The organism is Serratia fonticola (assembly GCF_001006005.1).
GTDB lineage: Bacteria > Pseudomonadota > Gammaproteobacteria > Enterobacterales > Enterobacteriaceae > Chania > Chania fonticola.
The window spans coordinates 1,054,891-1,077,515 of record NZ_CP011254.1; the positions used below are offsets into that span (position 1 = coordinate 1,054,891).

Here is a 22,625-nt window from a genome sequence, read left to right on the forward strand (position 1 = left end):
ACCAACCTCGAGCTAGAACTACGCTAATTCGATAGCGAAATAGTGTTTGGCATTGTCGAAGCAGATGTTTTTCACCATCTCACCCAGCAACGCAATGTCCGCCGGTGCTTCGCCATCTTCCACCCAGCGGCCAATCATCTGGCACAGGATGCGGCGGAAGTATTCGTGACGCGTGTAGGAAAGGAAGCTGCGGCTGTCGGTCAGCATGCCCACAAAGCGGCTAAGTAGCCCAAGCTGTGCCAACTGCGTCATCTGGCGCTGCATACCGTCTTTCTGATCGTTAAACCACCAGCCTGAACCAAACTGGATCTTGCCCGGCGTACCTTCACCCTGGAAGTTGCCGACCATGGTGCCGATCACTTCGTTATCCCGTGGGTTCAGGCAGTAAAGAATGGTCTTCGGCAACGCCCCCTGCTTGGCTTGAGCATCCAGCAGGCGGGACAGTGATTCGGCTACCGGCTGATCGTTAATGGAATCGAAGCCAATGTCCGGGCCGATAGTCTTGAACATCCGGCTATTGTTATTACGCAGCGCGCCGATGTGGTATTGCTGCACCCATTCGCGGCGCTGATATTCAGCAGCCAAGAACAGCAGGACGGCGGTCTTGAACTGGGCAATCTGCTGCTGCGTTGGCAGCTCTCCGCTGAGGCGCTGAGCCAGGATCTTGTCTAACGTGGCCTCATCGGCCTCTCCGTACATCACCACGTCTAACGCGTGATCGGAAACCTTACAACCGTGAGCGGCAAAGTGATCCAGACGTTTTTTCAGCGCATCGCACAAATCGCTGAAGCGGCTGATAGACGTGTCTGCGGCGGCTTCCAGCTGTTGCATATAGTCATTAAACCCAGCGGCTTCAATATTGAAGGCCTTGTCTGGGCGCCAGCTTGGCAATACTTTGATATCGAAGCTGCTGTCATCAGCGATGGCTTGATGGTGGCGCAGATCGTCGATCGGATCGTCGGTGGTGCCCACCATTTTGACCTTCATCTGTTTCATGATGCCGCGAGCGCTGAAAGCCTCCTGCGACAGCAGTTCATTGCCGCGCTGCCAGATTTCATCTGCGGTAGTCGGGGAGAGCAGCTTGCCGGTGATGCCAAACGGACGGCGCAATTCCAGGTGCGTCCAGTGATACAGGGGGTTGCCAATGGTATGCGGCACCGTTGCCGCCCAAGCATCAAATTTTTCCCGGTCAGAGGCATCGCCGGTACACAGGCGTTCAGCCACGCCGTTGGTGCGCATCGCGCGCCACTTATAGTGATCGCCCTTCAACCAGATATCGTACATGTTCTTAAAACGAGTGTTTTCGGCAATCTGTTGCGGTGGCAGATGGCAGTGATAGTCGAAAATAGGCTGATCCGCTGCATAGTCGTGATACAGGCGGCGGGCAAATTCACTGTCTAACAAGAAATCATCGCTCAAAAACGTGGCCATATGGGTTCCTCACCTTTTTCCTGGCTAGCCTTGCTGTCAACTTTTGGAAAGTTATCACACCAATTCATCGTAGAGTCTAGCTAAATTTCACCTTGGTTAACCCATCATTACGGCTTCCAAGCGCCTATCCAGACGACTCCCATTAAACCAATGCCTTATGATGACCAGCATTATCACTTAAAAAAATAATGGTTTTTGTGATATCACTCAACTTTTAAATCTGTATGACAAGTTATCTTCTCGCCACCCTGCTACTGGTTTATAACCACGGTTCAATGGCAACGCGCAGGACGGCGTCGGTAAGCGGAATACCGGCAACCAGATGAAAAGGAATCACCACCATGACCGCCACAGGCTTGCCGGTGGCCGAAATTTTTAGACTGGGAGAGATTTGGGATGCGTAAAATTAAAGGCTTACGCTGGTATATGATCGGCCTGGTGACTATCGGCACCGTGCTCGGTTATCTGACCCGCAATGCGATGTCCGTCGCAGCCCCCTCGCTGGAAGGTTCACTGGGGATCACGACCCAACAGTATTCCTATATTGTTGCCGCCTATTCAGCCTGCTATACCCTGATGCAGCCCGTTGCAGGCTATATCCTCGACGTGCTTGGCACTAAAATCGGCTATGCGATGTTTGCCATCCTGTGGGCCATCTTCTGTATGGGCACCGCGCTGGCCAACAGCTGGGTCGGTCTGGCTATGGCCCGTGGTGCGGTCGGTATGGCCGAAGCGGCGATGATCCCTGCCGGGTTGAAAGCCAGTAGCGAATGGTTCCCGGCCAAAGAGCGCTCCATCGCGGTGGGTTACTTTAACGTCGGATCCTCGGTGGGCGCGATGCTCGCTCCCCCTTTGGTGGTCTGGGCGATTGTGGCCCACAGCTGGGAAATGGCGTTTATCATTACCGGTGTCCTGAGCCTGATCTGGGCCATCTGCTGGCTGATCTTCTATAAGCACCCGAAAGACCAGAAGAAACTCAGTTCCGAAGAACGCAGCTACATTCTGGATGGTCAGGAAGCGCACCACCAGACCAGCAATGCCAAGAAGATGTCCGCCTGGCAGATCCTGCGTAACCGCCAGTTCTGGGGCATCGCGCTGCCGCGTTTCCTGGCAGAACCCGCCTGGGGGACCTTCAACGCCTGGATCCCGCTATTCATGTTCAAGGCTTACGGCTTCAACCTGAAAGAAATTGCCATGTTCGCCTGGATGCCGATGCTGTTCGCCGATTTCGGCTGCATCCTGGGTGGCTATCTGCCGCCATTCTTCCAAAAACATTTTGGCGTCAACCTGATCGTCTCACGCAAACTGGTGGTCACCCTGGGCGCCGTGTTGATGATTGGCCCAGGCATGATCGGCTTGTTCACCAGCCCTTATGTCGCCATTGCCTTACTGTGCATCGGGGGCTTTGCCCACCAGGCACTGTCCGGTGCGCTGATCACCCTGTCGTCGGACGTCTTTGGCCGCAACGAAGTCGCTACCGCCAACGGGCTGACAGGTATGGCTGCATGGACGGCGAGCACCATGTTCGCTCTGGTGGTCGGCGCATTGGCTGACACCATGGGCTTCAGCCCGCTGTTCGCCGCCCTGTCGGTGTTCGATATCCTGGCCGCCATCGTGATCTGGACCGTGCTGCAAAACAAGCCGGTTTCCGAACTGGAACAGGAACGATTACAAACGGTAGATGCCAGCAGCTAACCCCCCACAGCCCGGCCTTTGTGCCGGGTTTTTCGTATCTGACTCGCTAGCAGCTACAACGGATAAGTGGTATAACAGGTCCTATGGCATCACGCCCTTCTACCACCGAGTATTCACTATGGAATTCACTGAAACCAGACGCCTTTATCAGCAATTGGCCGCCGAGCTAAAACGGCGCATTGAGGGCGGGGTCTACCCGGTCGGTGAGAAACTGCCAGCCGAGCGTTATATCGCAGAAGAGATGAACGTTAGCCGCACCGTGGTGCGTGAGGCGATCATCATGCTGGAGGTGGAAGGTTACGTCGAAGTGCGCAAAGGCTCGGGCATCCATGTGATCTCCAACCAGCAGAAGCACCTGGTGGTTCCGGGCGAAAGCCTCGAATTCGCTACCTCTGGGCCTTTTGAACTGCTACAGGCACGCCAGTTGATCGAAAGTAACATCGCCGAGTTTGCCGCCACCCAGGTGACCAAGCAGGATATCGTCCAACTGATGGAGATCCAGGAGCAGGCGCGCAAAGAGGATCGCTTCCGCGATTCGCAATGGGATCTCAAATTCCACGTTCAGGTCGCACTGGCGACCCAGAATACCGCCATGGCCACCATAGTGGAAAAAATGTGGGCTCAGCGTGTCAGCAACCCTTACTGGATCAAACTGCACGAACATATCGATGAGCGCTCCATTGCCAGCTGGTGCGACGATCACGATGAGATCCTTAAAGCGCTGATACGTAAAGATCCTCACGGTGCCAAACTGGCCATGTGGCAACATCTGGAAAACACCAAGCAGATGCTGTTCAATGCCACCACCGACGATTTCGAATACAACGCCGATCGCTACCTGTTTGCCGAGAATCCGGTGATCCATTTGGATAACATGGCCACCACCACCAAATAGGGTTTTGGCGTCAAGAAATCGCACCGAATGTCAGGTATTGTAAAAACGGCTGAATCGATCCCGGTACAGCCGCCCACTGCGCGATATTTCCCCAGCGACCACGTAGATTTCCCTGTTGCCAATCGTGCTATTTTGGTAGAGTTAGCCCACTTTTTTATCGACTGACTTTGGGGTGGAACGCGAATACATGCGCTGGTTGTTTGCCATGCTTATTGCTCTTTCCTGCTGGGCCGGTTCGGTCTCCGGCCCAAAGCTCTATGCAGCACAAACCGCAGCCTTAGCCTCCGCGTTAAGTGCTCAGGCATTATTTGATGAGCATGTGGTTTCCCCCTACGATCAGGATTACCGTCCGCACAGTGAACTCCGCCGCAAGCCCCTCAGCAAACTACTGCTGTCTTTGCCCCGGATGCATTCCTACCCCAGCTCGTTGCAGGCCCCGACCCAGTCGGTTCCGACCTATACTTTAGCAACAGATCTGGGCTACCGCCTGAGGCCTCAGCGGCAGGCAGATAACCCAGCCCCTAACCGGTTGCGGCAGGTCAATTGGACGCTGAACTTCCCGCAGCAGCAAAGCAGGCTCGGGGGTTGGAAAGAAAGCAACATACTTTACCGTGGCTCGCTAACGTATCACTCATGATCCGGTGTCGCCCCAAAAGAACCAAAGAATAAAGCAACACCGTTCATCATCTTCAGCAGCCAGGGCCCTCCGCGAGCTTACCGCCCCCCAGCCGCTGAACGAAAATAACAATGACGTTTTTAGGAACACCGGATGGATATCATTAAGCAACTGTTGGATGCCTTATGGCAGCAAGACTTTGAAACGCTGGCCAACCCCTCGTTGGTCTGGACGCTGTACGTCTTGCTGTTTATGATTTTATTTCTGGAAAATGGCCTGCTGCCCGCTGCCTTCCTGCCGGGTGATAGCCTGCTGATCCTGGTCGGCGTCCTGGTCGCCAAAGGCACCATGAATTTCCCGGTGACCATTCTTATCCTGACCACCGCAGCCAGCCTGGGGTGCTGGGTTAGCTACATACAAGGCCGATGGCTAGGCAATACGCCTACGGTACAGGGTTGGCTAGCTCATCTACCGGCCCATTATCATCAGCGTGCCCACCAGTTGTTCCACCGCCATGGCCTGTCGGCCCTGCTGGTTGGCCGTTTCCTGGCTTTCGTCCGTACGCTGTTGCCTACCATTGCCGGGTTGTCCGGTTTGAGCAACGCACGCTTCCAGTTCTTTAACTGGATGAGTGGCCTGCTGTGGGTTCTGATCCTGGTATCGGTCGGTTTTGCCCTCGGGAAAACCCCGATGTTCCGCAAGTATGAAGACCAGTTGATGTTCGGCCTGATGATGCTGCCACTGGTGCTACTGGTCGCCGGGCTGGTCGGTTCGCTAGTGGTACTGTGGCGCAAAAAGCGCGCCGACCGTGCAGGCAAAGACGCGTGAAAGCCAAACGCCCACGCTGGCAATACGCGCTGATGCTTTTATTGCCATTGCTGGCATTGGCCGCCGTGCTGGCGCCATACATTTTACGTACGGAAAACGAACTGCGTATTCACGTGGTTCAGCAGGGCTTATCGTTGCCAGATGGTTTTTACGTCTATCAGCGCCTGGATGAACGCGGTATTCGCATCAAAAGCATTACGCCGGAGGGCGATGGCCTGGTGATCCGCCTGGATTCCCCTGAACAGCAACTGCTGGCCCGTGAAGCCCTGGAAAACATCCTGCCCCCCGGTTATACCATTGCCCTGAACGAGTCTCCTATCCCCAGCCGCTGGGTGCGTAAATTTGCACGTGCACCACTTAATCTGGGATAATCCCTTTCTCATTTAAGGGATTATCTTGGCTGTCGTTACATCCGGCTAATCGGGCGCAGCATGCAGCGCCCCTACATTTGGGGTTCTACGCAATTTGTGACTATGCTGATTGTCTGCATGGGTCAGCCGCGTAGGCCACCTGTCGCACTGCCCCTTGGGCAGCAGGAAACCGGGAGCAACCTTGTTATCTCCCAGCATTAAGGAATTGAAATCATGAAATTACGCCACACATTGTTACTGGCCATCCCCCTGTTCACTTTTTCTGCGCTTTCACAGGCAGCGGTCGAGACTTGTGCCAGCAAAGCCCAGGAGATCCAGACCCAGATCGATTATGCCACTAAGCACGGCAACAGCCACCGCGTGGCAGGCCTGCAGAAAGCCCTGAGCGAAGTACAGACCCACTGCACCGAGGCCGGTTTACAAGCCGATCGCCAGAAGAAGATTGCTGATAAGCAGGAGAAAGTGGCCGAGCGTGAGCAGGAGCTGAAAGAGGCTCAGGAAACCGGCAAGGCAGATAAAATCGCCAACAAACAGAGAAAGCTGGCAGAAGCCCAGGCAGAGCTGAAAGCCGCGCAGGCCGAATAATTTTTTATATTAGCGGATTTATCGCTAAGAGCCCCATCTGGCGGGATTTTACCAATCAATAATGACATTGGTTAGTGATATCCACCGGGGATAAGCCCTTTGCTTAAGTGAATAAATCCGCTATGTTAAAAGTCTGTCGAAGTTAATGTTAAGGAGTTATCGAAATGGCACATGATTCACATGCAGAAAATTTACGCGCTGAACTGAAGTCCCTGGCCGATACGCTGGAAGAAGTGCTGAACTCTTCCACCGATAAACCTAAAGCTGAACTGGACAAACTGCGCTCCAAAGCAGAAGGCGCACTGAAAGAAACCCGTGCCCGTCTGAGCGATGCCAGTGACAAACTGGCCCACCAGACCAAGCAGATGGCTGGCCAGGCTGATGATTACGTGCGTGAAAACCCGTGGACCGGTATCGGTATCGGCGCCGCGGTTGGCGTGGTGTTAGGCGTTCTGCTCGCGCGCCGCTGATTATGGCAGAGCAGCCGCAAACGCGCGCTCAGGGCCCCGGTAAAGGGGTCCTGGATATCGCCCAACGGATTGTCACCATTATGGTCGGCATGGTGGAAACCCGGGTGCGTCTGGCCGTTATCGAGCTGGAAGAGGAGAAAGCCAACCTCATCCAGTTGCTGATGATGGCGGGGCTTACCCTGCTGTTTACCGCCTTCGGCCTGATGAGCCTGTTAATCCTCATCTTCTGGGCTATCGACCCCGCTTATCGCCTGATGGCGTTGGGTACGACTACCGCCGTTCTGCTGTTCCTGGCCGTTGTGGGGCTTGTCTGGACACTGTCCAAGGCTCGCCGTTCGACACTGTTAGGGGCAACACGTCAGCAATTGGAACTCGACCGTGCTGAACTGGAGGAGAAACATGAATCGCCGCCAGTACCGTGAACGCAGAAAAGAGCAACTCATCCGGCAGATCCAGCAACAACGTCTGGATCTGGCCGCCAACAAAAGCCAGTGGCTGCAAAAGACCGAATCCTTTGATCGCAGCTGGCAGACCCTATATGGTCTGCGTAAGTATATGGCTATTGGCTCCAGCGTGATTGCGCTGTACGGCATCCGCCATCCAAGCAAGTTGATCCGTTGGTCACGACGGGCACTCAGCGTCTGGGGCACCGTTCGCCTGATCCGTAACGCCCTTCCTAAAAAATAACCGCGCTGCCACAGGTTCAATTATCCCGTTGGTAATCCCTCCCCTCTGCGTGGTTTCTATCCAAAAATCCAACGTAACATGCTAACGCATTGATTTAAAAATTCTTTTATCTCATGGTGAATATTCAGATTTTTTGAAAAATTACGACAGTTTTACTTGCTAACAACCCGCAGCGTTCCCGTCTAACATTCACTCCATCAACCGGACATGGTGGCTACAGACCCCCTGGCGGTACCAATGCCAAGTTTGGCAAGCAACAACACTTTTTGGAGTTAATGATGAAAAAATTAGAAGATACAGGTTTGCTGGTTGCTCGTATTCTGATGCCAATCCTGTTTATCGTTGCAGGTTACGGCAAAATGGGTGATGCCTATGCCGGCACCCAACAATACATGCAGTCGATGGGCGTACCTGGCTTCTTGCTGCCACTGACCATCCTGCTGGAGTTCGGCGGTGGCCTGGCAATCCTGTTCGGCTTCCTGACCCGTACCGTGGCACTGTTCACTGCCGGTTTCACCATCCTGACCGCGCTGCTGTTCCACACCAACTTTGCCGACGGCGTGAACCAGCTGATGTTTATGAAAAACCTGACCATTGCCGGTGGCTTCATCGTGCTGGCGGTTGCAGGCCCTGGCGGCTTCAGCATTGACCGCATTTTGAACAAAAAGTGGTAAGCTTATAATATCGCCAAAAGGCTCGGCTCTTCATGCCGGGCCTTTTGACTTTCACTCTCGGATATTTTGGAGGATCTCATGGGACAACTCGTTGATGGCGTTTGGCAAGACACCTGGTATGACACCAAATCCACCGGGGGCCGTTTCAAGCGTTCAACCTCTCAGTTTCGCAATTGGGTCACCCCAGATGGCGCTGCGGGAGAGCATGGCAAAGCGGGTTTTAAAGCCGAGCAAAATCGCTACCATCTGTATGTTTCCCTGGCTTGCCCTTGGGCACACCGTACCCTGCTGATGCGCAAGCTGAAGGGGCTGGAGCAAACCATCCCGGTTTCCGTGGTGCATCCGCTGATGTTGGAAAACGGCTGGACCTTCGGCCAGGATTTCCCGGCAGCAACCGGCGATGCGCTGTATCACTCCGATTTTCTTTACCAGCTCTATCTAAGGGCCGATCCGCAGTACAGCGGCCGCGTTACCGTGCCAGTGCTGTGGGATAAACAGCAACAGACCATCGTCAGCAATGAGTCTGCCGATATTATCCGCATGTTCAACAGCGCTTTCGACGCCGTCGGCGCACGGGCTGGAGATTACTACCCGGCAGAACTGCGTGAAAAGATCGATTCACTCAACGGCTGGATTTACGACTCGGTAAACAACGGAGTGTACAAGGCCGGTTTTGCTACCAGCCAGGATGCCTATGACGAAGCGGTAAACGGCGTGTTTGCCTCTTTGGAACGCCTGGAGCAGATCCTCGGCCAGCACCGTTATCTGACCGGTGATCGACTCACCGAGGCCGATCTGCGCCTGTGGACCACGCTGATCCGTTTCGATCCGGTCTACGTCACTCATTTCAAATGTGACCAGCGCCGCATCAGCGACTATCTCAACCTGTACGGCTTCCTGCGCGATATCTACCAGATGCCGGGGATTGCCGAAACGGTCGATATGGCGCATATCCGCAACCACTATTATCGCAGCCATGCCACCATCAACCCGCACGGGATCATTTCGATCGGCCCCGCGCAGGATCTGGATGAACCCCACGGGCGCGATGTGCGCTTTGGTTGATAGGTTGGGCGAGAAAATAGCGTGCTGTCTGTTATTCCGTCGTCGCAATTCCCCCCTCACCCCAGCCCTCTCCCCAAAAAGGAGAGGGAGCTGCTCGGAGTGCGTAATTAGCCCGTACAACTTCGGAAAATAGGGAGTAGGCAAGATAAAACGCTGAGCGATTAGCGAACTCGATCGGTCCCCTCTCCCTGTGGGAGAGGGTTAGGGTGAGGGGCCTTATAAAATGCGAAAATGCGAAGAAGTTACTGATTCTCCTCGCGTGCAAACAGGCGTGGGATCTCACGCAGGAACCAGGATTTAGCCTCGCCCATGCTGTCGCGCCGCCAGGCCATGATAATGTCCGCCTCACGGCTATATTCCGGCCCCACCACGCGTAAACGCCCCTGCTCGATATCCTTCTCCACCATCTGATATGGCATGGTGGCAACCCCCAGCCCGGCCAGCAAGGCGCGGCGCTTATCTTCGATGGTACTCACCGTCAGGCGCTGCTGTTTATCCAGCAATTGCACCGTCAGCACTGGCCGCTCCCGCGCGGTATCTGCAACCGCAATACCGCGGTATTTCACCCGCGTCAGCTCCGACAGCGGCTCCGGCTCCAGGTGGATTGGATGTTCCGGTGCAGCAACGTACACGCTCATCACCTTATACAGCTTGCGAGTGTTGATTTCAGAAGAGGCGCGAAAGTGCATATCCGGCGCAATAACGATATCGGCCCGCCCTTGCTCCAGCCGCTCCCATGCCCCGGCCAACACTTCGGTAAAGATCGAAACCTGGGTATTGGCCTTCAGCGCCAGCTTATCAACCAAAGGGAACAGCTTGTAGGCAGGGGATAGCGCTTCGCTGACGATGGTGAGATGGGTTTCCCACCCCCGCGCCAATGCCTCTGCATCGGTCGTCAGCTTGTCCGCCGCCTCGAGCAGTACGCGGCCACGCTCAAGCAGCATGCGCCCAACATTAGTAAATTTGGTGCGATGCCCGGATCGGTCAAACAGCACCACATCCAGTTCTTCTTCCAATTTTTGCATGGTGTAGCTGAGCGCCGAAGGCACTCGCCCCAGCTCATCGGCGGCGGCGGCAAAGCTGCCACGGCGGTCGATCGCATCCATAACCCTAAGCGCTTCAAGCGTTAACGCCCGATCTCTGGCCATCGAAACTCTCTATCAGGAAATTTGAATATACCGACCAGATTAACTGGCTAACAATCCGCCGTCCAGATGCTTACCATCAAGAGAATGAATTTAGAGAGCCGATTGCCATGATCACATGCAGAACAGCACAACAATGCGGGCAAGCTGACTTTGGTTGGCTGCAGGCTCGTTATACCTTTTCCTTTGGCCACTACTTCGATCCCAAACTGATGGGCTATGCGTCGCTGCGGGTACTGAATCAAGAGGTATTAGCACCGGGTGCTGCCTTCCAGCCACGCACCTATCCCAACGTAGATATCCTGAATCTGATCCTGCAGGGTGAAGCCGAATACCGGGACAGCGACGGCAATACCGTACGCGCAGCGGCAGGAGAGGCGTTATTGCTGGCTACGCAACCGGGGCTTAGCTATAGCGAACAGAACGTCAGCAGCAGCACGCCACTGACCCGGATGCAACTGTGGCTGGATGCCTGCCCAGAGCGCAGTAACGAGCGTGTGCAGCGTTTGAGCCTGCCAGATCAGCCCTATGCGCTGCTGGCCTCACCGGATGGTGCACAAGGCAGCCTGCAACTGCGCCAACAGGTCTGGATACATCATTTGAACTTACCGGCGGGAGCACAGCAGACGCTTACTCTGCATGGGCCACGCGCCTACCTGCAATCGATCCACGGTACCGTTGAGGTCAATGGCGACCATCAACAGAGCCAGCGCCTGACCTGTGGCGACGGCGCGTTTATCCGCGAGGAAAACCGCCTCACCATCCAGGCCGAAGCACCGCTACGTGCGCTGCTGATTGATTTGCCAGTGTAGGGTATAGATAAAGAAAAACCCCGCGCGACTCTCGTCACGCGGGGTTATCTGTATAGAGGGAGCTGACCGGTAAGCCGGGTTCTGTCGTGGACAGTCATTCCTCTAGGCCAGCAATCGCTCACTGGCTCAAGCAGCCTACCCGGGTTCAGTACGGGCCGTACCATGTGAACCCCTATTTGGCCTTGCTCCGGGTGGAGTTTACCGTGCCACGGACTGTTGCCAGCCGCGCGGTGCGCTCTTACCGCACCCTTTCACCCTTACCTGATCCCGCTTGCGCGGGCCATCGGCGGTTTGCTCTCTGTTGCACTAGTCGTAGGCTTGCGCCTCCCAGGCGTTACCTGGCACCCTGCCCTATGGAGCCCGGACTTTCCTCCCCTCCATCTGTCTCCCCCGAAGAGGACGGCAATGAAGCGGCGACTGTCTGGTCAACTCCGGCGCGGATAGTAGCGTTGTGGTTGCGGCAGGTCAACCGTTTTAGGGGAAAGGAAAACAGATCTAGAGGCGCGCCCTATGGATATGCTAGCTTGGCGATATGAAACAAAGACCTTCAGCTCTGATTTGCGTCGAGATTATTATTTACCGCTTACCAACCAAGGTGGGATGACGCTCGTCAGTTTGTTCCCGCCGGTGAGGCGGGCCTTACCGGCATCACTCCAGTGAGGTTAACCATGACCCGTTCGCCCCAGAAACCAACCCTACATCTTCTATGTGGGAAAATAGCGTCAGGAAAATCCACACTTTCAGCCACGTTGGCAACCCAGCCTGGTAGCGTGATAATCGCGGAAGATCGCTGGCTTGCCCAGCTATACGCCGATGAGATGCAGACCGTTGCAGACTATGTCCGCTGTAGTACCAAGCTGAAAAACGCCATCAAACCCCATCTGATTGCGCTGCTTAACGCCGGGGTAACCCTCATTCTGGACTTTCCAGCCAATACCGTGGCCAGCCGTGAATGGATGATGGATATCATCCGCGAGTCGGGCGCCGATAACCAACTGCATTATCTCAACGTGCCCGATGATGTCTGCAAGGCCAGACTTCATGCCCGCAATCAGTCGGGCACTCATGATTTTGCCGCGACCGATGAGCAGTTTGATCTCATCACTCGCCATTTTGTTGAGCCGAATGACCAGGAAGGGTTCAACATCATTCGGCATAGCTGAGTCACAAAGCTGGGGCTCAGTTAGCCTGTTCCTGTTGATCCAGCGCATGTTTATACAGCGCATTTTTCTTCACGCCGTGGATCTCTGCAGTTATCGCCGCTGCCTTTTTCAGCGGCAGCTCTTTTTGCAGCAGAGCCAAGGTACGCAGTGCCTCGAGCGGCAAATCGTCTTCCTGCGCCTTGTGGCCTTCCACAATCAGCACCATCTCCCCCCGGCGGCGCATCTCATCTTCCAGCACCCAGGCCAGCAGTTCCCCCACTGGAGCACCGTGGATAGATTCCCAGGTTTTGGTCAGTTCACGCGCCAGCACCACGTAGCGCTGTGGCCCCCACACGGTGACCATGTCCTGCAAACTTTCCAACAAACGGTGGGTAGATTCATAGAAAATCAGCGTTCGCGGTTCCTCTGCCAGCGCCAGCAGGGTATCCTTACGGCCTTTGGTTTTGGCTGGCAGGAAGCCTTCGTAGCAGAAACGATCGGAAGCCACACCGGCGGCACACAACGCGGTGGTGGCAGCACAGGCGCCCGGCAGCGGCACGACGCGGATCCCCGCTTCGCGGCAACGGCGCACCAGGTGATAACCCGGATCGTTAATCAGTGGCGTGCCTGCGTCACTCACCAGTGCTATGCTTTGGCCTTCCTGCAGTTTTGCCAGCAGTTGGTCCGCCTTCTGCTGTTCGTTATGGTCGTGCAGCGCAAACAACCGCGCGCTAATAGCAAAGTGTTGCAGCAGCAACCCGGTATGGCGCGTATCTTCCGCCGCAATCAGATCGACGCTTTTCAGTACCTCTATGGCCCGATGAGTCATATCCCCCAGGTTACCGATGGGGGTGGGCACCACGTACAGTGTCGATGCAGAAATAGCTGATTGTTGGTGTTGATTCATTGTTTCATCCGGATTGCCGATTTAATATTGAGCATCTTGAAAAAAACATCACTGGATACAGTATGCTTTCCTCAACATTCCTTCGTACCAAAGCAGGGCGATTAGTACCTGTTGTACTGGCAGCCTTGCTGTTAGCTGGTTGTCCAAGTCAGGTTCCACAAACTCCGCCCTCAAATATCCAGGACGAAGCCAGTGCCAACTCTGATTACTATCTGCAACAGTTGCAGCAAAGCAGCGATGATAACAAGGCTGACTGGCAATTACTTGCGATTCGCGCATTAACTCGCGAAGGCAAACTGCCACAGGCTAACGAGCAACTGAGCACCTTGCCGCAAAATCTGACGAGTACACAACAGCTTGAGCGCCAGCTTTTGAGCGCAGAACTGCAGGTAGCCAACAAGGATCTGGGCGCAGCCCGCGATGCGCTAAATAAAATAGACAGCAGCGCGCTGTCACCAAATCAGCTGGTTCGCCTGTATCAGGCGCAGATCGCGGCAAATCAGGGCCAAGCCTCACTGCCACTGATCCGCGCCTATATTGCCCAGGAGCCGTTACTGAGCGGCCAGGCTCATCAGGATAATCTGGATAAAACCTGGCAAACGCTGCTTGGCCTGAAACCGGCCGACATGAACAGCCTGGTGATTAACGCCAACGAAAACGTGCTGCAAGGCTGGCTGGATCTGTTACGTGTCTATCAGGACAACCGTCAGGATCCCGATCTGCTGAAGGCCGGGATCAAAGACTGGCAGAACCGCTATCCGCAGAACCCGGCGGCGAAAAACCTGCCAGCCCAGTTGAATCAGGTGCTGAATTTCACCCAGGCTTCGACTTCGCATATCGCCCTGCTGCTGCCGCTGAACGGCCAGGCCAAAGTGTTTGCCGATGCGATCCAACAGGGTTTTAACGCTGCGCAAAGTGGCATCGCACTCACCGCGCCTGTTCAGGCAATGGAACCAACCACTAATCCAGATCAGACCCTGGCAGCAACGCCAGACAATGCCAACGGTGCCGTCAGTACTTCAGCACCTGAAGCGGATGCAACTCAGGTAGCCGCCGTACAACCTGCTACCCCTGCTCCGGCACCAGTCACTCCATCCCCGGCAACCGGTGGGCAGGTAAAGGTCTACGATACCACCAGCCAGCCTCTGCCAGCGTTGTTGGCTCAAGCCCAACAGGATGGCGCAACCCTGATCGTAGGCCCACTACTGAAGGCCAACGTCGATCAGCTCGCCACTACCCCAACGACGCTGAACGTGCTGGCACTCAACCAGCCTGAGCAGCCGAAGGACAGCCCGAATATCTGTTACTTCGCCCTGTCGCCGGAAGATGAAGCCCGCGATGCCGCCCGCCATATCTGGGAACAGCAAAAGCGTCAGCCGTTACTGCTGCTGCCACGCGGCGCGTTTGGCGATCGCATTGCCAAAGCCTTCGCCGAAGAGTGGCAAAAACTCGGTGGCCAGACCGTGCTGCAACAAGGGATCGGTTCTGCCGGTGAGCTACGCCAGATGGTCAACAGCGGCGGGATCCGCATGAGTGGCACCCCGGTGGCCACCCAGGCACCCGTGCAGCAGTCTGTGACTATCGCTGGCCTGACTATTCCAGCGCCACCAAGCGATATCCCGGCCTCTACCGGCGGCAGCGTGGATTCGGTGTATATCGTCGCCACGCAAGACCAGCTGACGCTGATCAAGCCGATGATCGACATGACCACCAGCTCTCGTAGCAAGCCAGCCATGTTTGCCAGTTCACGCAGCTATCAGGCCGGTGCGGGTCCAGACTTCCGTCTGGAAATGGAAGGCCTGCAATTCAGTGATATTCCTCTGCTGGCAGGGGCCAATCCACAGTTGCAACAGCAAGCTACCGCCAAATTCCGCAACGACTATTCCCTGGTGCGTCTCTACGCCATGGGGATGGATGCCTGGACATTGGCCAACCACTTTGCTCAAATGCGCCAGTTGCCAGGATTCCAGATTTCAGGAACCACCGGTGTGCTGACATCTTCACCTAACTGCGTGATCACCAGGAAACTGACTTGGCTGCAATACCGCCAGGGCTCGGTCGTTCCGGTCTCCTGAGTCAACGCGCCAAGGGAGCGGGCTATGAGATCCAGGCCCGCCAATACCTGGAGCGCGCGGGGCTTACCTTCACCGCCGCCAACGTGGCGGTACGTGGGGGTGAGCTCGATCTCATCATGCGTGATGGTCAAACCTGGGTGTTCGTCGAAGTCCGCTACCGCCGCAGTGACGCCTTTGGTGACGCAGCGGCCAGCGTGACTTACCGCAAGCAACGGCGATTGCTGCATGCCGCCGCCGTTTGGCTGGCGGGGCGAGGAGCCAGTTTTGACACATCATCTTGCCGTTTTGATGTTTTAGCCATTACCGGTAGCCAGTTAGAATGGATACCCAATGCCTTCAATGCGGATTAAACCCTGTTGACCGGTGTATGCCGGCCCTTTGACCTAGTGGATTAAAACAACGTGCTGGATAGAATCAAAGTCTGTTTTACCGAGAGTATCCAAACCCAGATTGCGGCGGCGGAAGCCTTACCTGACGCGATATCCCGTGCCGCGATGACCCTGGTTCAATCGTTATTGAACGGCAACAAGATCCTGTGCTGTGGCAACGGCACCTCGGCGGCTAACGCTCAGCATTTTGCCGCCTGCATGATCAACCGCTTTGAAACCGAACGCCCTAGCCTGCCCGCGATCGCGCTAAACGCCGATAACGTGGTGCTGACCGCCATCGGCAACGATCGTCTGCATGATGAAATGTATGCCAAACAGGTGCGGGCACTCGGCCACACCGGTGACGTGCTGCTGGCGATTTCCACCCGCGGCAATAGCCGTGATATTGTAAAAGCGGTCGAAGCTGCGGTAACGCGTGATATGACCATTGTTGCGCTTACCGGCTACGATGGCGGAGAGTTGGCGGGTTTACTCGGCCAGCAGGATGTGGAGATACGTATCCCCTCTCACCGCAGTGCACGCATTCAGGAGATGCATATGCTTACCGTCAATTGCCTATGCGACCTGATTGATAACACATTGTTCCCCCACCAGGACGATTAAAGGAACCGAGATGAAGCTAAGAGCCACATTTGCAGTGCTGTTCAGCGCCCTATTGTTGCAGGGTTGCGTCGCGGGCGTTGTCGTTGGCAGTGCCGCAGTTGCCACCAAAACGGCGACCGATCCACGTACCGTAGGCACACAGGTCGATGACGGCACGTTGGAAGCCCGGGTCGAAAATGCCATCAGCAAAGATCAGCAACTGAAGAAAGAGGCCCGTGTCGTAGCCACCGCCTATCAGGGCAAAGTGCTGTTGACCGGCCAGGCTCCTACCACCGAGCTCGCCAGCCGGGCGAAGCAGATCGCACTTGGCGTCGATGGCGCCGCTGAGGTGTATAACGAGATCCGCCAGGGCACACCAGTCAGCTTGGGTACCGCCTCTTCCGATACCTGGATCACCACCAAGGTACGTTCGCAGATCCTGACCAGCGATACCGTCAAATCTTCAAACGTGAAGGTCACTACCGAAAATGGCGAAGTGTTCTTGTTAGGTTTGGTGACACAGCAGGAAGGCCAGTCTGCGGCGCAGATTGCCAGCCAGGTTAGCGGCGTGAAACACGTGACAACGGCGTTTACCTACGTTAAATAATCTCGCGAACTGAGGTGGATTCGGCGTTGTCGGCTGCCCTCACCCTACCCCTCTCCCACAGGGAGAGGGGACCGATCGAGCCACCACTTAACGACAATAAATTGCTTTATATCAAATAGTTAAATAATAACTTCACACCCAAGCACGCGCTCCGTTCAGCTCCCTCTCCCTGTGGGAGAGGGTTGGGGTGAGGGGTCATTATTTCAGATCGTTCGCCTTAAGAAATCCTTCCCCACCCAACTGGCGCATCTGACGCATAATCCACTGTTGGCGTTGGGTTACGTAACCCGAAGGAGCTCCGGCCTTGAAACGATGCGGATTAGGCAACACCGCCGCCAGCAGAGCCGCTTCAGACGCCGTCAGACGGCTTGCCGGCTTGTGGAAAAAGTGCTGAGCCGCCGCTTCCACGCCGAAGATGCCGTCACCAAACTCGACGATATTCAAGTACACCGTCAGAATACGCCGCTTGGTCCAAACCAGCTCAATACCCGCCGTTAGCCCAGCCTCCAGCCCCTTGCGCACCCAGCTGCGCCCATCCCACAAAAACAGGTTCTTTGCCGTTTGCTGAGAAAGGGTAGAAGCACCACGGATGCGCGTTGGCCGCTTTTCATTGTGGCTGAGCGCCTTTTCAATGGCCGCCACGTCAAACCCCCAGTGGTCGGGGAATTTCTGATCCTCTGCCGCCATCACTGCCAGCGCCATCGAGGGGGCAATATCGTCCATCGCTACCCAGTCGGAATGCGCCACATAGCCGAAATCCCCGCTCAGCCAGGCACCGAGCTGCCGCTCCACCATCACCGCAGAAAACGGCACCGGCAGAAAAGCGAACAGAATGATCCCCGCCAGCCACAGGCCAATAACCGCAAGAACGCCTCGTTTAAACCAAAACCACAGGCGAACAATCCACGATTTACGAGAAAACCTTATCATTCCACCAGATCCAGCACTCGTGACACCAGCTTATCAATTCCCTGCGCCGCCTCGCCGATCGACTGGGCCAACATGTAAGCCGGGGTCGTGACAACCTTGTTTTCAATATCAACCACGATGTCATCTACCGGACAGATCACCGGCTCACCGCCCATGGCATCAATCACTTCACCCAGATCGGGATCGTTACCAATGGTCAATCGTAACGGTTGATCGAAAACTTTCGGCAACAGCGTGGGCGCAATGCACATAAAACCCATTGGTTTGTTTCTCTTATGCATTTCCAGAATAAGCTTAGACAAATCGGGATCCACGGAACATTCTGCCCCTTGCGTGGCAAAGCTGCTCAAATTCTTCGCCGCACCAAATCCACCGGGTACGATCAGGGCATCCAACTGCTCGGCGTCCGCCTGCGAAAGCGCCTGAATTTTGCCACGAGCGATGCGTGCCGACTCCTGCAAAACGTTGCGACCCTCTGGCATTTCTTCGCCGGATAAATGATTAATAACATGCAGTTGTGCCTTATCGGGTGCAAAGCATACCGCCTGCGCACCTGCACGATCCAGAGCCAGCAAGGTGAGCACCGCCTCATGGATTTCTGCCCCGTCATAAACACCACAACCACTCAGCACTACAGCGACCTGTTTCATCGACATTCTCCCAGCCAGGACCGCCGGCAAAGGCAGGCCCAGAGGCGACAAATACTAACTACATCACATATTTTAATGATTCTTCTAACAAGAGCGCTTACATTTGCTATGTTGTTCGCTGTATGATGTATACGAATTTTGTACCACCTGCTCTACCAGAACGCTAAAAACCAATACGCAGGTTAATGATTTCCCTGGTGTTGGCGCAATATTCGCGCACCCCGGCCTCGGCTGGGGTCATTTTTTTTCAGCGTTCTCTACCCAAGCTCGCAGCACCGCCACGTCATTGCGCCATTCCTGCTTCAGCTCATCGACCCACTCTTGCACGTTGTCTTGCCAGGCTGGTAACGTTGGCGTCTGGATCTGCTGGGCCAGCTGTTGCAGATGTTTTAGCCCGACGGAGCCAGCGGCACCCTTGATTTTGTGCCCTTCTTCGGTGATCCCTTTCTCATCCTTCGCGGTCATGTTGGAATCCAGCACCGCCAGATACCCCGGCATCACCTGTTCAAACATCGCCAGGCTCTGATGGATCAACTGCGGCCCCACCAGATCCATGTACTGCTCCAGCATTGCGGTATCCAATAACGATTCATTAATCTGCATCGACTTTTGCTCCGTTTTCTTTGTGGTATGTTGGGGTTGATGATCCCAGTAATGTTTGATCATCTTGGTCAAGGCCGGTACCGACAACGGCTTGCTCAGCACATCGTCCATACCCGCTTCAAGATACTCTTTCTTGTCTTTCAGGACATTAGCTGTCAACGCAATCAACGGCGGCAAGGAGCGGCCCGCATAACGCTCGCGCAGCTCACGGGCGATATCCAGCCCGCTCATGTCCGGCAGTTGAATATCCAACAGGGCCAGATCGAACTCGTCCGGGTCGAACATCGCTAACGCATCACGGCCGTTCATGGCCACCGCAACGCTGTTGCCCAGCTTCTCCAATACCGAACGGGCCACGATCACGTTCAGTTCAATATCTTCCACCAGCAGGATATGCAACGCCGGTAGCGGCATTTCTTCCACCGCCTGGACCTCATTGACCACTTCCTCCACCGCTGGCGCCTTGATGGTCAAGGTGAAGCAAGAACCGTGCCCTTGCGCGCTGTTAACCGTGATATCCCCGCCCATACTCTGCGCCAGCCGTTTGGAGACCGCCAGGCCGATCCCGGTACCGGTCGCCGGACGCCCGCCGTTCTGGTCTTTGACCTGATAATACATGGCGAAAATCTTGTCTTGCTCATCCTGAGGGATCCCCATGCCTGAGTCTTCAACCTCAAACACGATCTGTTCCTGCTCTTCACGCCTGACACGCACCACGATCTGGCCTTGCTGGGTGAACTTCACCGCATTGCCGATCAGGTTCCACAGGATCTGCCGCAGGCGTGTGCCGTCCGTAATGATTTTCTCCGGTAGCGGCAGCTCGGGTTCCATCACGAACTGTAGCCCTTTCGGCTGCACCAGCAGGCCAGAGAGGTTCTCCAGATCCGCCAGGAAGCTGGTAAAGTCGACCGGCTGATTGTCCAACTGGACCTTACGCCGCTCGAGTTTATCCATCTCGATGATGTCGTTGAAAATATTGCCCAGAGTGATGGCGCTGACGTGGATGGTTTTCAAATACTTCAGTTGCTCATCGTTCAGTTCGGTATCGAGCAGAATACGGCTCAGGCCGACGATGCCATTAAGCGGCGTACGAAGCTCGTGGCTGATCGTTGAAATAAAGGTGGTCTTCTCCCTGCTGGCATTCTCCAGCGCGTCCTGGTAGCGCTTACGCTCGGTTATATCGCGGCCAAAGCCCATCAGCCCGTGACGTTTGCCCACGCGGTCGTAAAACGGCACCTTGCGCAGTTCAAAACAGGCTTTGCGACCGTCTGGGTACACCAGCCATTGTTCATAGGTCAGGGAGACGTTGTGGCGGAATACTTTCTCATCGGTTTCGATGACTTTTTCGGCGATCTCTTTGCTGTAGACATCAAAGGGGGTCAGGCCGATCAGCTGTTTTTCACTCTTGCCGGTCAGCAGCTCCATCGCCCGGTTGCAGCCGGAAAACTCTTTTTCTTCGTTGCGGTAGTAAACCAGATCGGGGGAGGCATCGAGGAAAGAGCGTAGCAATGCCGATTGTTGGCCCAACTCCACCTGTGCCTGTTCGCGCTGCTCCATCTCTTCGGTCAGCTTATCCATCACCTGTTGGCGATCTTGCTCCGCCTTGATACGGTCGGCAATTTCCTGATTGAGCTGGCTGATGTTCTCTTGCATCTGTTGGTTCAGCGCGAGATCGCGATTGCGCATCTCCTCAAGCTTATCCACCAGCCGAGCCAGGCGCTGGCGCGACTCTTCCAGTTGCTCCACCACCACCGAAAGGAAATAAACCGCCCACGGCGTGATCAGCAGACCGAAGAAGATGGAGCGCACCACGTCGATGCTTTCCACTTCACCACGCAGCAGCATGGTGACCGCCATCTGCACCACCATCGCCAGTATCACCAGCGCTGAAGCCAGCAACAGTGAAAAGCGCACCAGCCCCAGTTTTACCATCAAATCAACGTAGTACTGGGCTAACACCCGGATTTGCTTCATGAGCCATTCCCAACAGACATAATCTCTCAAATCATACCGTAAAATACGGTCAAGATAAGAAACCTTACTGTGAACTGTGGGAATGGTTGCAATTCGCAACCTGAGAACGGGGTTTTAAGGCAGGTATTGCTGGTCTGTGGCCAAAGCCGAACCCTGGCCACCATGCCGCTGAAGATAGCCGCCGACGGCCTGCATGCCGTTCCAACGGTTTTCGCACCATAATGGTGCCAACAGGGTGGGGCGACGGGCGCTGGCCGAGATGCGGTGGTAGATAATCTCCTTCGGCGTATGGCGGATCATTTCCCCGGCGCTGAATGCGTAATCCTCCAGCGACAGCTCGGGCAAACGCCCTGCCTGCCAGGCTCGCGCCATGGTGCTACCGGTGACGATATGCAGCGGGTGCAGTTTGATGCCGTCTACCCCGCTCTCAGCCACCGCTTGCAGCGTGGCCAAATGGTGTTGATGAGTCTCTCCGGGCAGGCCAACGATCAGATGGCTGCATACCTTCAGGCCGCGTTCCCGCGCCAGACGGCTGGTCTGCTGGTAACAGGAGAAGTCGTGGCCACGGTTGATGCGCTTTAGTGTTTTATCGTGCGCCGTTTGCAGCCCCAGCTCCAGCCACACCTCGAAGCCCTGTTCACGGTAGCCTGCCAGCAGATCGAGCGCCGCTTCCGGCACGCAATCTGGCCGGGTGCCGACACAGATGCCTACCATCTCAGCCTGCGTCAGCGCCTGTTGGTACATGTTGGCCAACAGTTCAACTTCGGCATAGGTGCTGGTATAGGCCTGGAAATAGGCCAGATAGCGCTTGGCCCGGTTAACCTTCTGCGCCTGAATGGCCAGTTGCTCCGCAATGCTTTGCTGCTGCATCTGTTCATCGGCAAAAGAGGCCACGTTGCAGAAAGTACAGCCGCCGCGCCCCAGCGTGCCGTCGCGGTTTGGGCAGCTAAACCCACCGTGCAGCGTGAGTTTGTGGATCTTCTCCCCATAACGGCGCTGAAGATCGCTACCAAACATATTGACTAATTGCGGCAACTGCATAATCTTGGTGTCTCTCTGTGTTTGAAGGCCGTTATGCTAATAAGAAACGGCTTTTCCCGCGATGACAGGGATCAACGCTTTTCCCCAAAGGCCGCCGAAGGCATAACTATTCATTATTAGTGCAAATAAAATCATTTTTATCTCGATGAAAGTTTCTAATCCTCAGCGCACTGTTAACAGCTTTATGACAAAGCGATGAAAAATAGTTATAAACAACAATAAATATAAATTTCCCAGCATAAAATTCCGACATTGCCGCCAGCACTAGCATGGTGCAGAGATTCAGGCATTGCACTATAGTGAGACAGCTCACATTTTTGCGGCACTCCCCCTGCCTTTCCATCGAGCCGAAATCGTCTGAAAAAACTTATTTTTCATCATCATAAACCTCATGCAAGCCATCGAAATCCCTGTTAAGCCCATATTTGACCTGCGTATTCTTTCTCGCTAA

24 protein-coding genes and 1 other RNA gene are annotated in these 22,625 nt (G+C 55.2%); 17 read left to right on the forward strand and 8 right to left on the reverse strand.

Annotated features, from left to right (window positions below; translation table 11 throughout):
• Positions 1–18 precede the first annotated feature (18 nt).
• On the reverse strand, positions 19–1,431 hold the full coding sequence (gene uxaC / locus WN53_RS04550; protein WP_024483089.1) for a glucuronate isomerase: 1,413 nt from the start codon (positions 1,429–1,431) through the stop codon (positions 19–21).
• Between the two features lie 396 nt (positions 1,432–1,827).
• Here uxaC and WN53_RS04555 point away from each other — a divergent pair, with 396 nt between their 5' ends.
• The 11 genes from WN53_RS04555 (at position 1,828) to WN53_RS04605 (ending at position 9,317) form a co-directional block, all read left to right on the forward strand.
• The gene (locus tag WN53_RS04555) at positions 1,828–3,126 is read left to right on the forward strand and encodes an MFS transporter (RefSeq protein WP_024483090.1); all 1,299 of its coding nucleotides are present in this window, start codon (positions 1,828–1,830) and stop codon (positions 3,124–3,126) included.
• A gap of 118 nt (positions 3,127–3,244) precedes the next feature.
• Complete coding sequence (gene exuR / locus WN53_RS04560) at positions 3,245–4,021, forward strand: transcriptional regulator ExuR (protein ID WP_024483091.1); 777 nt, start codon at positions 3,245–3,247, stop codon at positions 4,019–4,021.
• Positions 4,022–4,208: 187 nt separating this feature from the next.
• Positions 4,209–4,658 carry a hypothetical protein gene (locus WN53_RS04565; RefSeq protein ID WP_024483092.1) on the forward strand — a complete coding sequence of 150 codons (450 nt, stop codon included), beginning with the start codon at positions 4,209–4,211 and terminating at the stop codon, positions 4,656–4,658.
• A 132-nt stretch (positions 4,659–4,790) separates the two neighbouring features.
• On the forward strand, positions 4,791–5,465 hold the full coding sequence (locus WN53_RS04570) for a DedA family protein (RefSeq protein ID WP_021180653.1): 675 nt from the start codon (positions 4,791–4,793) through the stop codon (positions 5,463–5,465).
• Positions 5,466–5,497: 32 nt separating this feature from the next.
• The gene (gene mzrA, locus WN53_RS04575) at positions 5,498–5,836 is read left to right on the forward strand and encodes an EnvZ/OmpR regulon moderator MzrA (RefSeq protein WP_037411365.1); all 339 of its coding nucleotides are present in this window, start codon (positions 5,498–5,500) and stop codon (positions 5,834–5,836) included.
• A gap of 213 nt (positions 5,837–6,049) precedes the next feature.
• The gene (locus WN53_RS04580) at positions 6,050–6,421 is read left to right on the forward strand and encodes a DUF1090 domain-containing protein (RefSeq protein WP_024483094.1); all 372 of its coding nucleotides are present in this window, start codon (positions 6,050–6,052) and stop codon (positions 6,419–6,421) included.
• Positions 6,422–6,585: 164 nt separating this feature from the next.
• Positions 6,586–6,891 (forward strand): ElaB/YgaM/YqjD family protein, encoded by a 306-nt coding sequence (locus WN53_RS04585; protein WP_024483095.1) that lies wholly within the window; start codon positions 6,586–6,588, stop codon positions 6,889–6,891.
• Positions 6,892–6,893: 2 nt separating this feature from the next.
• On the forward strand, positions 6,894–7,313 hold the full coding sequence (locus WN53_RS04590) for a phage holin family protein (protein ID WP_021180657.1): 420 nt from the start codon (positions 6,894–6,896) through the stop codon (positions 7,311–7,313).
• Positions 7,291–7,578 (forward strand): YqjK-like family protein, encoded by a 288-nt coding sequence (locus WN53_RS04595; RefSeq protein WP_024483096.1) that lies wholly within the window; start codon positions 7,291–7,293, stop codon positions 7,576–7,578. Before WN53_RS04590 ends, WN53_RS04595 begins: the two co-directional genes overlap by 23 nt.
• A gap of 278 nt (positions 7,579–7,856) precedes the next feature.
• Positions 7,857–8,252 (forward strand): DoxX family protein, encoded by a 396-nt coding sequence (locus tag WN53_RS04600; RefSeq protein ID WP_024483097.1) that lies wholly within the window; start codon positions 7,857–7,859, stop codon positions 8,250–8,252.
• A gap of 78 nt (positions 8,253–8,330) precedes the next feature.
• Complete coding sequence (locus WN53_RS04605; protein WP_024483098.1) at positions 8,331–9,317, forward strand: glutathione S-transferase family protein; 987 nt, start codon at positions 8,331–8,333, stop codon at positions 9,315–9,317.
• Positions 9,318–9,559: 242 nt separating this feature from the next.
• On the opposite strand, the gene WN53_RS04610 is transcribed toward WN53_RS04605, so the two are convergent.
• A complete protein-coding gene (locus tag WN53_RS04610; RefSeq protein WP_021180661.1) occupies positions 9,560–10,465 on the reverse strand; it encodes a LysR family transcriptional regulator in 906 nt (301 codons plus the stop codon).
• A gap of 107 nt (positions 10,466–10,572) precedes the next feature.
• Here WN53_RS04610 and WN53_RS04615 point away from each other — a divergent pair, with 107 nt between their 5' ends.
• Positions 10,573–11,274 carry a pirin family protein gene (locus tag WN53_RS04615; RefSeq protein ID WP_024486683.1) on the forward strand — a complete coding sequence of 234 codons (702 nt, stop codon included), beginning with the start codon at positions 10,573–10,575 and terminating at the stop codon, positions 11,272–11,274.
• A 54-nt stretch (positions 11,275–11,328) separates the two neighbouring features.
• Here WN53_RS04615 and rnpB read toward each other — a convergent pair.
• An RNA gene (gene rnpB, locus WN53_RS26980) (RNase P RNA component class A) lies at positions 11,329–11,707 on the reverse strand.
• A gap of 235 nt (positions 11,708–11,942) precedes the next feature.
• On the opposite strand from rnpB, the gene WN53_RS04620 reads away from it, so the two are divergent.
• Positions 11,943–12,437 carry a P-loop nucleotide/nucleoside kinase family protein gene (locus tag WN53_RS04620; protein WP_024486684.1) on the forward strand — a complete coding sequence of 165 codons (495 nt, stop codon included), beginning with the start codon at positions 11,943–11,945 and terminating at the stop codon, positions 12,435–12,437.
• Between the two features lie 16 nt (positions 12,438–12,453).
• Here WN53_RS04620 and rsmI read toward each other — a convergent pair whose 3' ends face one another.
• On the reverse strand, positions 12,454–13,323 hold the full coding sequence (gene rsmI, locus WN53_RS04625; RefSeq protein WP_024486685.1) for a 16S rRNA (cytidine(1402)-2'-O)-methyltransferase: 870 nt from the start codon (positions 13,321–13,323) through the stop codon (positions 12,454–12,456).
• A gap of 62 nt (positions 13,324–13,385) precedes the next feature.
• On the opposite strand from rsmI, the gene WN53_RS04630 reads away from it, so the two are divergent.
• From WN53_RS04630 to dolP, 4 genes are read left to right on the forward strand one after another with little or no spacing between them, the layout of a single operon-like run.
• Positions 13,386–15,398, forward strand: coding sequence for a penicillin-binding protein activator (locus WN53_RS04630; RefSeq protein WP_024486686.1), 2,013 nt, complete (start codon positions 13,386–13,388; stop codon positions 15,396–15,398).
• Positions 15,395–15,748, forward strand: coding sequence for a YraN family protein (locus WN53_RS04635; protein ID WP_024486687.1), 354 nt, complete (start codon positions 15,395–15,397; stop codon positions 15,746–15,748). Before WN53_RS04630 ends, WN53_RS04635 begins: the two co-directional genes overlap by 4 nt.
• A gap of 51 nt (positions 15,749–15,799) precedes the next feature.
• Positions 15,800–16,390, forward strand: coding sequence for a DnaA initiator-associating protein DiaA (gene diaA, locus WN53_RS04640; RefSeq protein ID WP_021806942.1), 591 nt, complete (start codon positions 15,800–15,802; stop codon positions 16,388–16,390).
• A 10-nt stretch (positions 16,391–16,400) separates the two neighbouring features.
• Positions 16,401–16,976, forward strand: coding sequence for a division/outer membrane stress-associated lipid-binding lipoprotein (dolP, locus tag WN53_RS04645; RefSeq protein ID WP_021180667.1), 576 nt, complete (start codon positions 16,401–16,403; stop codon positions 16,974–16,976).
• Positions 16,977–17,174: 198 nt separating this feature from the next.
• Here the strand turns inward: dolP and mtgA are convergent, their stop codons facing one another.
• The 4 genes from mtgA to mnmL all read right to left on the reverse strand — a co-directional run bounded on the left by mtgA (position 17,175) and on the right by mnmL (position 22,174).
• Positions 17,175–17,906 (reverse strand): monofunctional biosynthetic peptidoglycan transglycosylase, encoded by a 732-nt coding sequence (mtgA, locus tag WN53_RS04650; RefSeq protein ID WP_037411553.1) that lies wholly within the window; start codon positions 17,904–17,906, stop codon positions 17,175–17,177.
• The gene (gene elbB, locus WN53_RS04655) at positions 17,903–18,556 is read right to left on the reverse strand and encodes an isoprenoid biosynthesis glyoxalase ElbB (RefSeq protein ID WP_024483688.1); all 654 of its coding nucleotides are present in this window, start codon (positions 18,554–18,556) and stop codon (positions 17,903–17,905) included. The genes mtgA and elbB overlap by 4 nt, the downstream gene beginning before the upstream one ends.
• A gap of 237 nt (positions 18,557–18,793) precedes the next feature.
• Positions 18,794–21,133 (reverse strand): aerobic respiration two-component sensor histidine kinase ArcB, encoded by a 2,340-nt coding sequence (gene arcB, locus WN53_RS04660; protein WP_046808022.1) that lies wholly within the window; start codon positions 21,131–21,133, stop codon positions 18,794–18,796.
• Positions 21,134–21,247: 114 nt separating this feature from the next.
• Positions 21,248–22,174 carry a tRNA modification radical SAM protein MnmL/YtqA gene (gene mnmL / locus WN53_RS04665; protein ID WP_024483690.1) on the reverse strand — a complete coding sequence of 309 codons (927 nt, stop codon included), beginning with the start codon at positions 22,172–22,174 and terminating at the stop codon, positions 21,248–21,250.
• Positions 22,175–22,625 lie beyond the last annotated feature (451 nt).

Coding starts and splice junctions, on each gene's coding strand:
- WN53_RS04565 (WP_024483092.1), top strand. CDS start 4,209: ATGCGCTGGTTGTTTGCCATGCTTATTGCTCTTTCCTGCTGGGCCGGT.
- WN53_RS04585 (WP_024483095.1), top strand. CDS start 6,586: ATGGCACATGATTCACATGCAGAAAATTTACGCGCTGAACTGAAGTCC.
- rsmI (WP_024486685.1), bottom strand. CDS start 13,323: ATGAATCAACACCAACAATCAGCTATTTCTGCATCGACACTGTACGTG.
- WN53_RS04580 (WP_024483094.1), top strand. CDS start 6,050: ATGAAATTACGCCACACATTGTTACTGGCCATCCCCCTGTTCACTTTT.
- WN53_RS04570 (WP_021180653.1), top strand. CDS start 4,791: ATGGATATCATTAAGCAACTGTTGGATGCCTTATGGCAGCAAGACTTT.
- WN53_RS04615 (WP_024486683.1), top strand. CDS start 10,573: ATGATCACATGCAGAACAGCACAACAATGCGGGCAAGCTGACTTTGGT.
- arcB (WP_046808022.1), bottom strand. CDS start 21,133: ATGAAGCAAATCCGGGTGTTAGCCCAGTACTACGTTGATTTGATGGTA.
- exuR (WP_024483091.1), top strand. CDS start 3,245: ATGGAATTCACTGAAACCAGACGCCTTTATCAGCAATTGGCCGCCGAG.
- dolP (WP_021180667.1), top strand. CDS start 16,401: ATGAAGCTAAGAGCCACATTTGCAGTGCTGTTCAGCGCCCTATTGTTG.
- WN53_RS04610 (WP_021180661.1), bottom strand. CDS start 10,465: ATGGCCAGAGATCGGGCGTTAACGCTTGAAGCGCTTAGGGTTATGGAT.
- mnmL (WP_024483690.1), bottom strand. CDS start 22,174: ATGCAGTTGCCGCAATTAGTCAATATGTTTGGTAGCGATCTTCAGCGC.
- WN53_RS04600 (WP_024483097.1), top strand. CDS start 7,857: ATGAAAAAATTAGAAGATACAGGTTTGCTGGTTGCTCGTATTCTGATG.
- mzrA (WP_037411365.1), top strand. CDS start 5,498: ATGCTTTTATTGCCATTGCTGGCATTGGCCGCCGTGCTGGCGCCATAC.
- WN53_RS04605 (WP_024483098.1), top strand. CDS start 8,331: ATGGGACAACTCGTTGATGGCGTTTGGCAAGACACCTGGTATGACACC.
- uxaC (WP_024483089.1), bottom strand. CDS start 1,431: ATGGCCACGTTTTTGAGCGATGATTTCTTGTTAGACAGTGAATTTGCC.
- WN53_RS04555 (WP_024483090.1), top strand. CDS start 1,828: ATGCGTAAAATTAAAGGCTTACGCTGGTATATGATCGGCCTGGTGACT.
- WN53_RS04590 (WP_021180657.1), top strand. CDS start 6,894: ATGGCAGAGCAGCCGCAAACGCGCGCTCAGGGCCCCGGTAAAGGGGTC.
- mtgA (WP_037411553.1), bottom strand. CDS start 17,906: ATGATAAGGTTTTCTCGTAAATCGTGGATTGTTCGCCTGTGGTTTTGG.
- elbB (WP_024483688.1), bottom strand. CDS start 18,556: ATGAAACAGGTCGCTGTAGTGCTGAGTGGTTGTGGTGTTTATGACGGG.
- WN53_RS04630 (WP_024486686.1), top strand. CDS start 13,386: ATGCTTTCCTCAACATTCCTTCGTACCAAAGCAGGGCGATTAGTACCT.
- WN53_RS04620 (WP_024486684.1), top strand. CDS start 11,943: ATGACCCGTTCGCCCCAGAAACCAACCCTACATCTTCTATGTGGGAAA.
- WN53_RS04595 (WP_024483096.1), top strand. CDS start 7,291: ATGAATCGCCGCCAGTACCGTGAACGCAGAAAAGAGCAACTCATCCGG.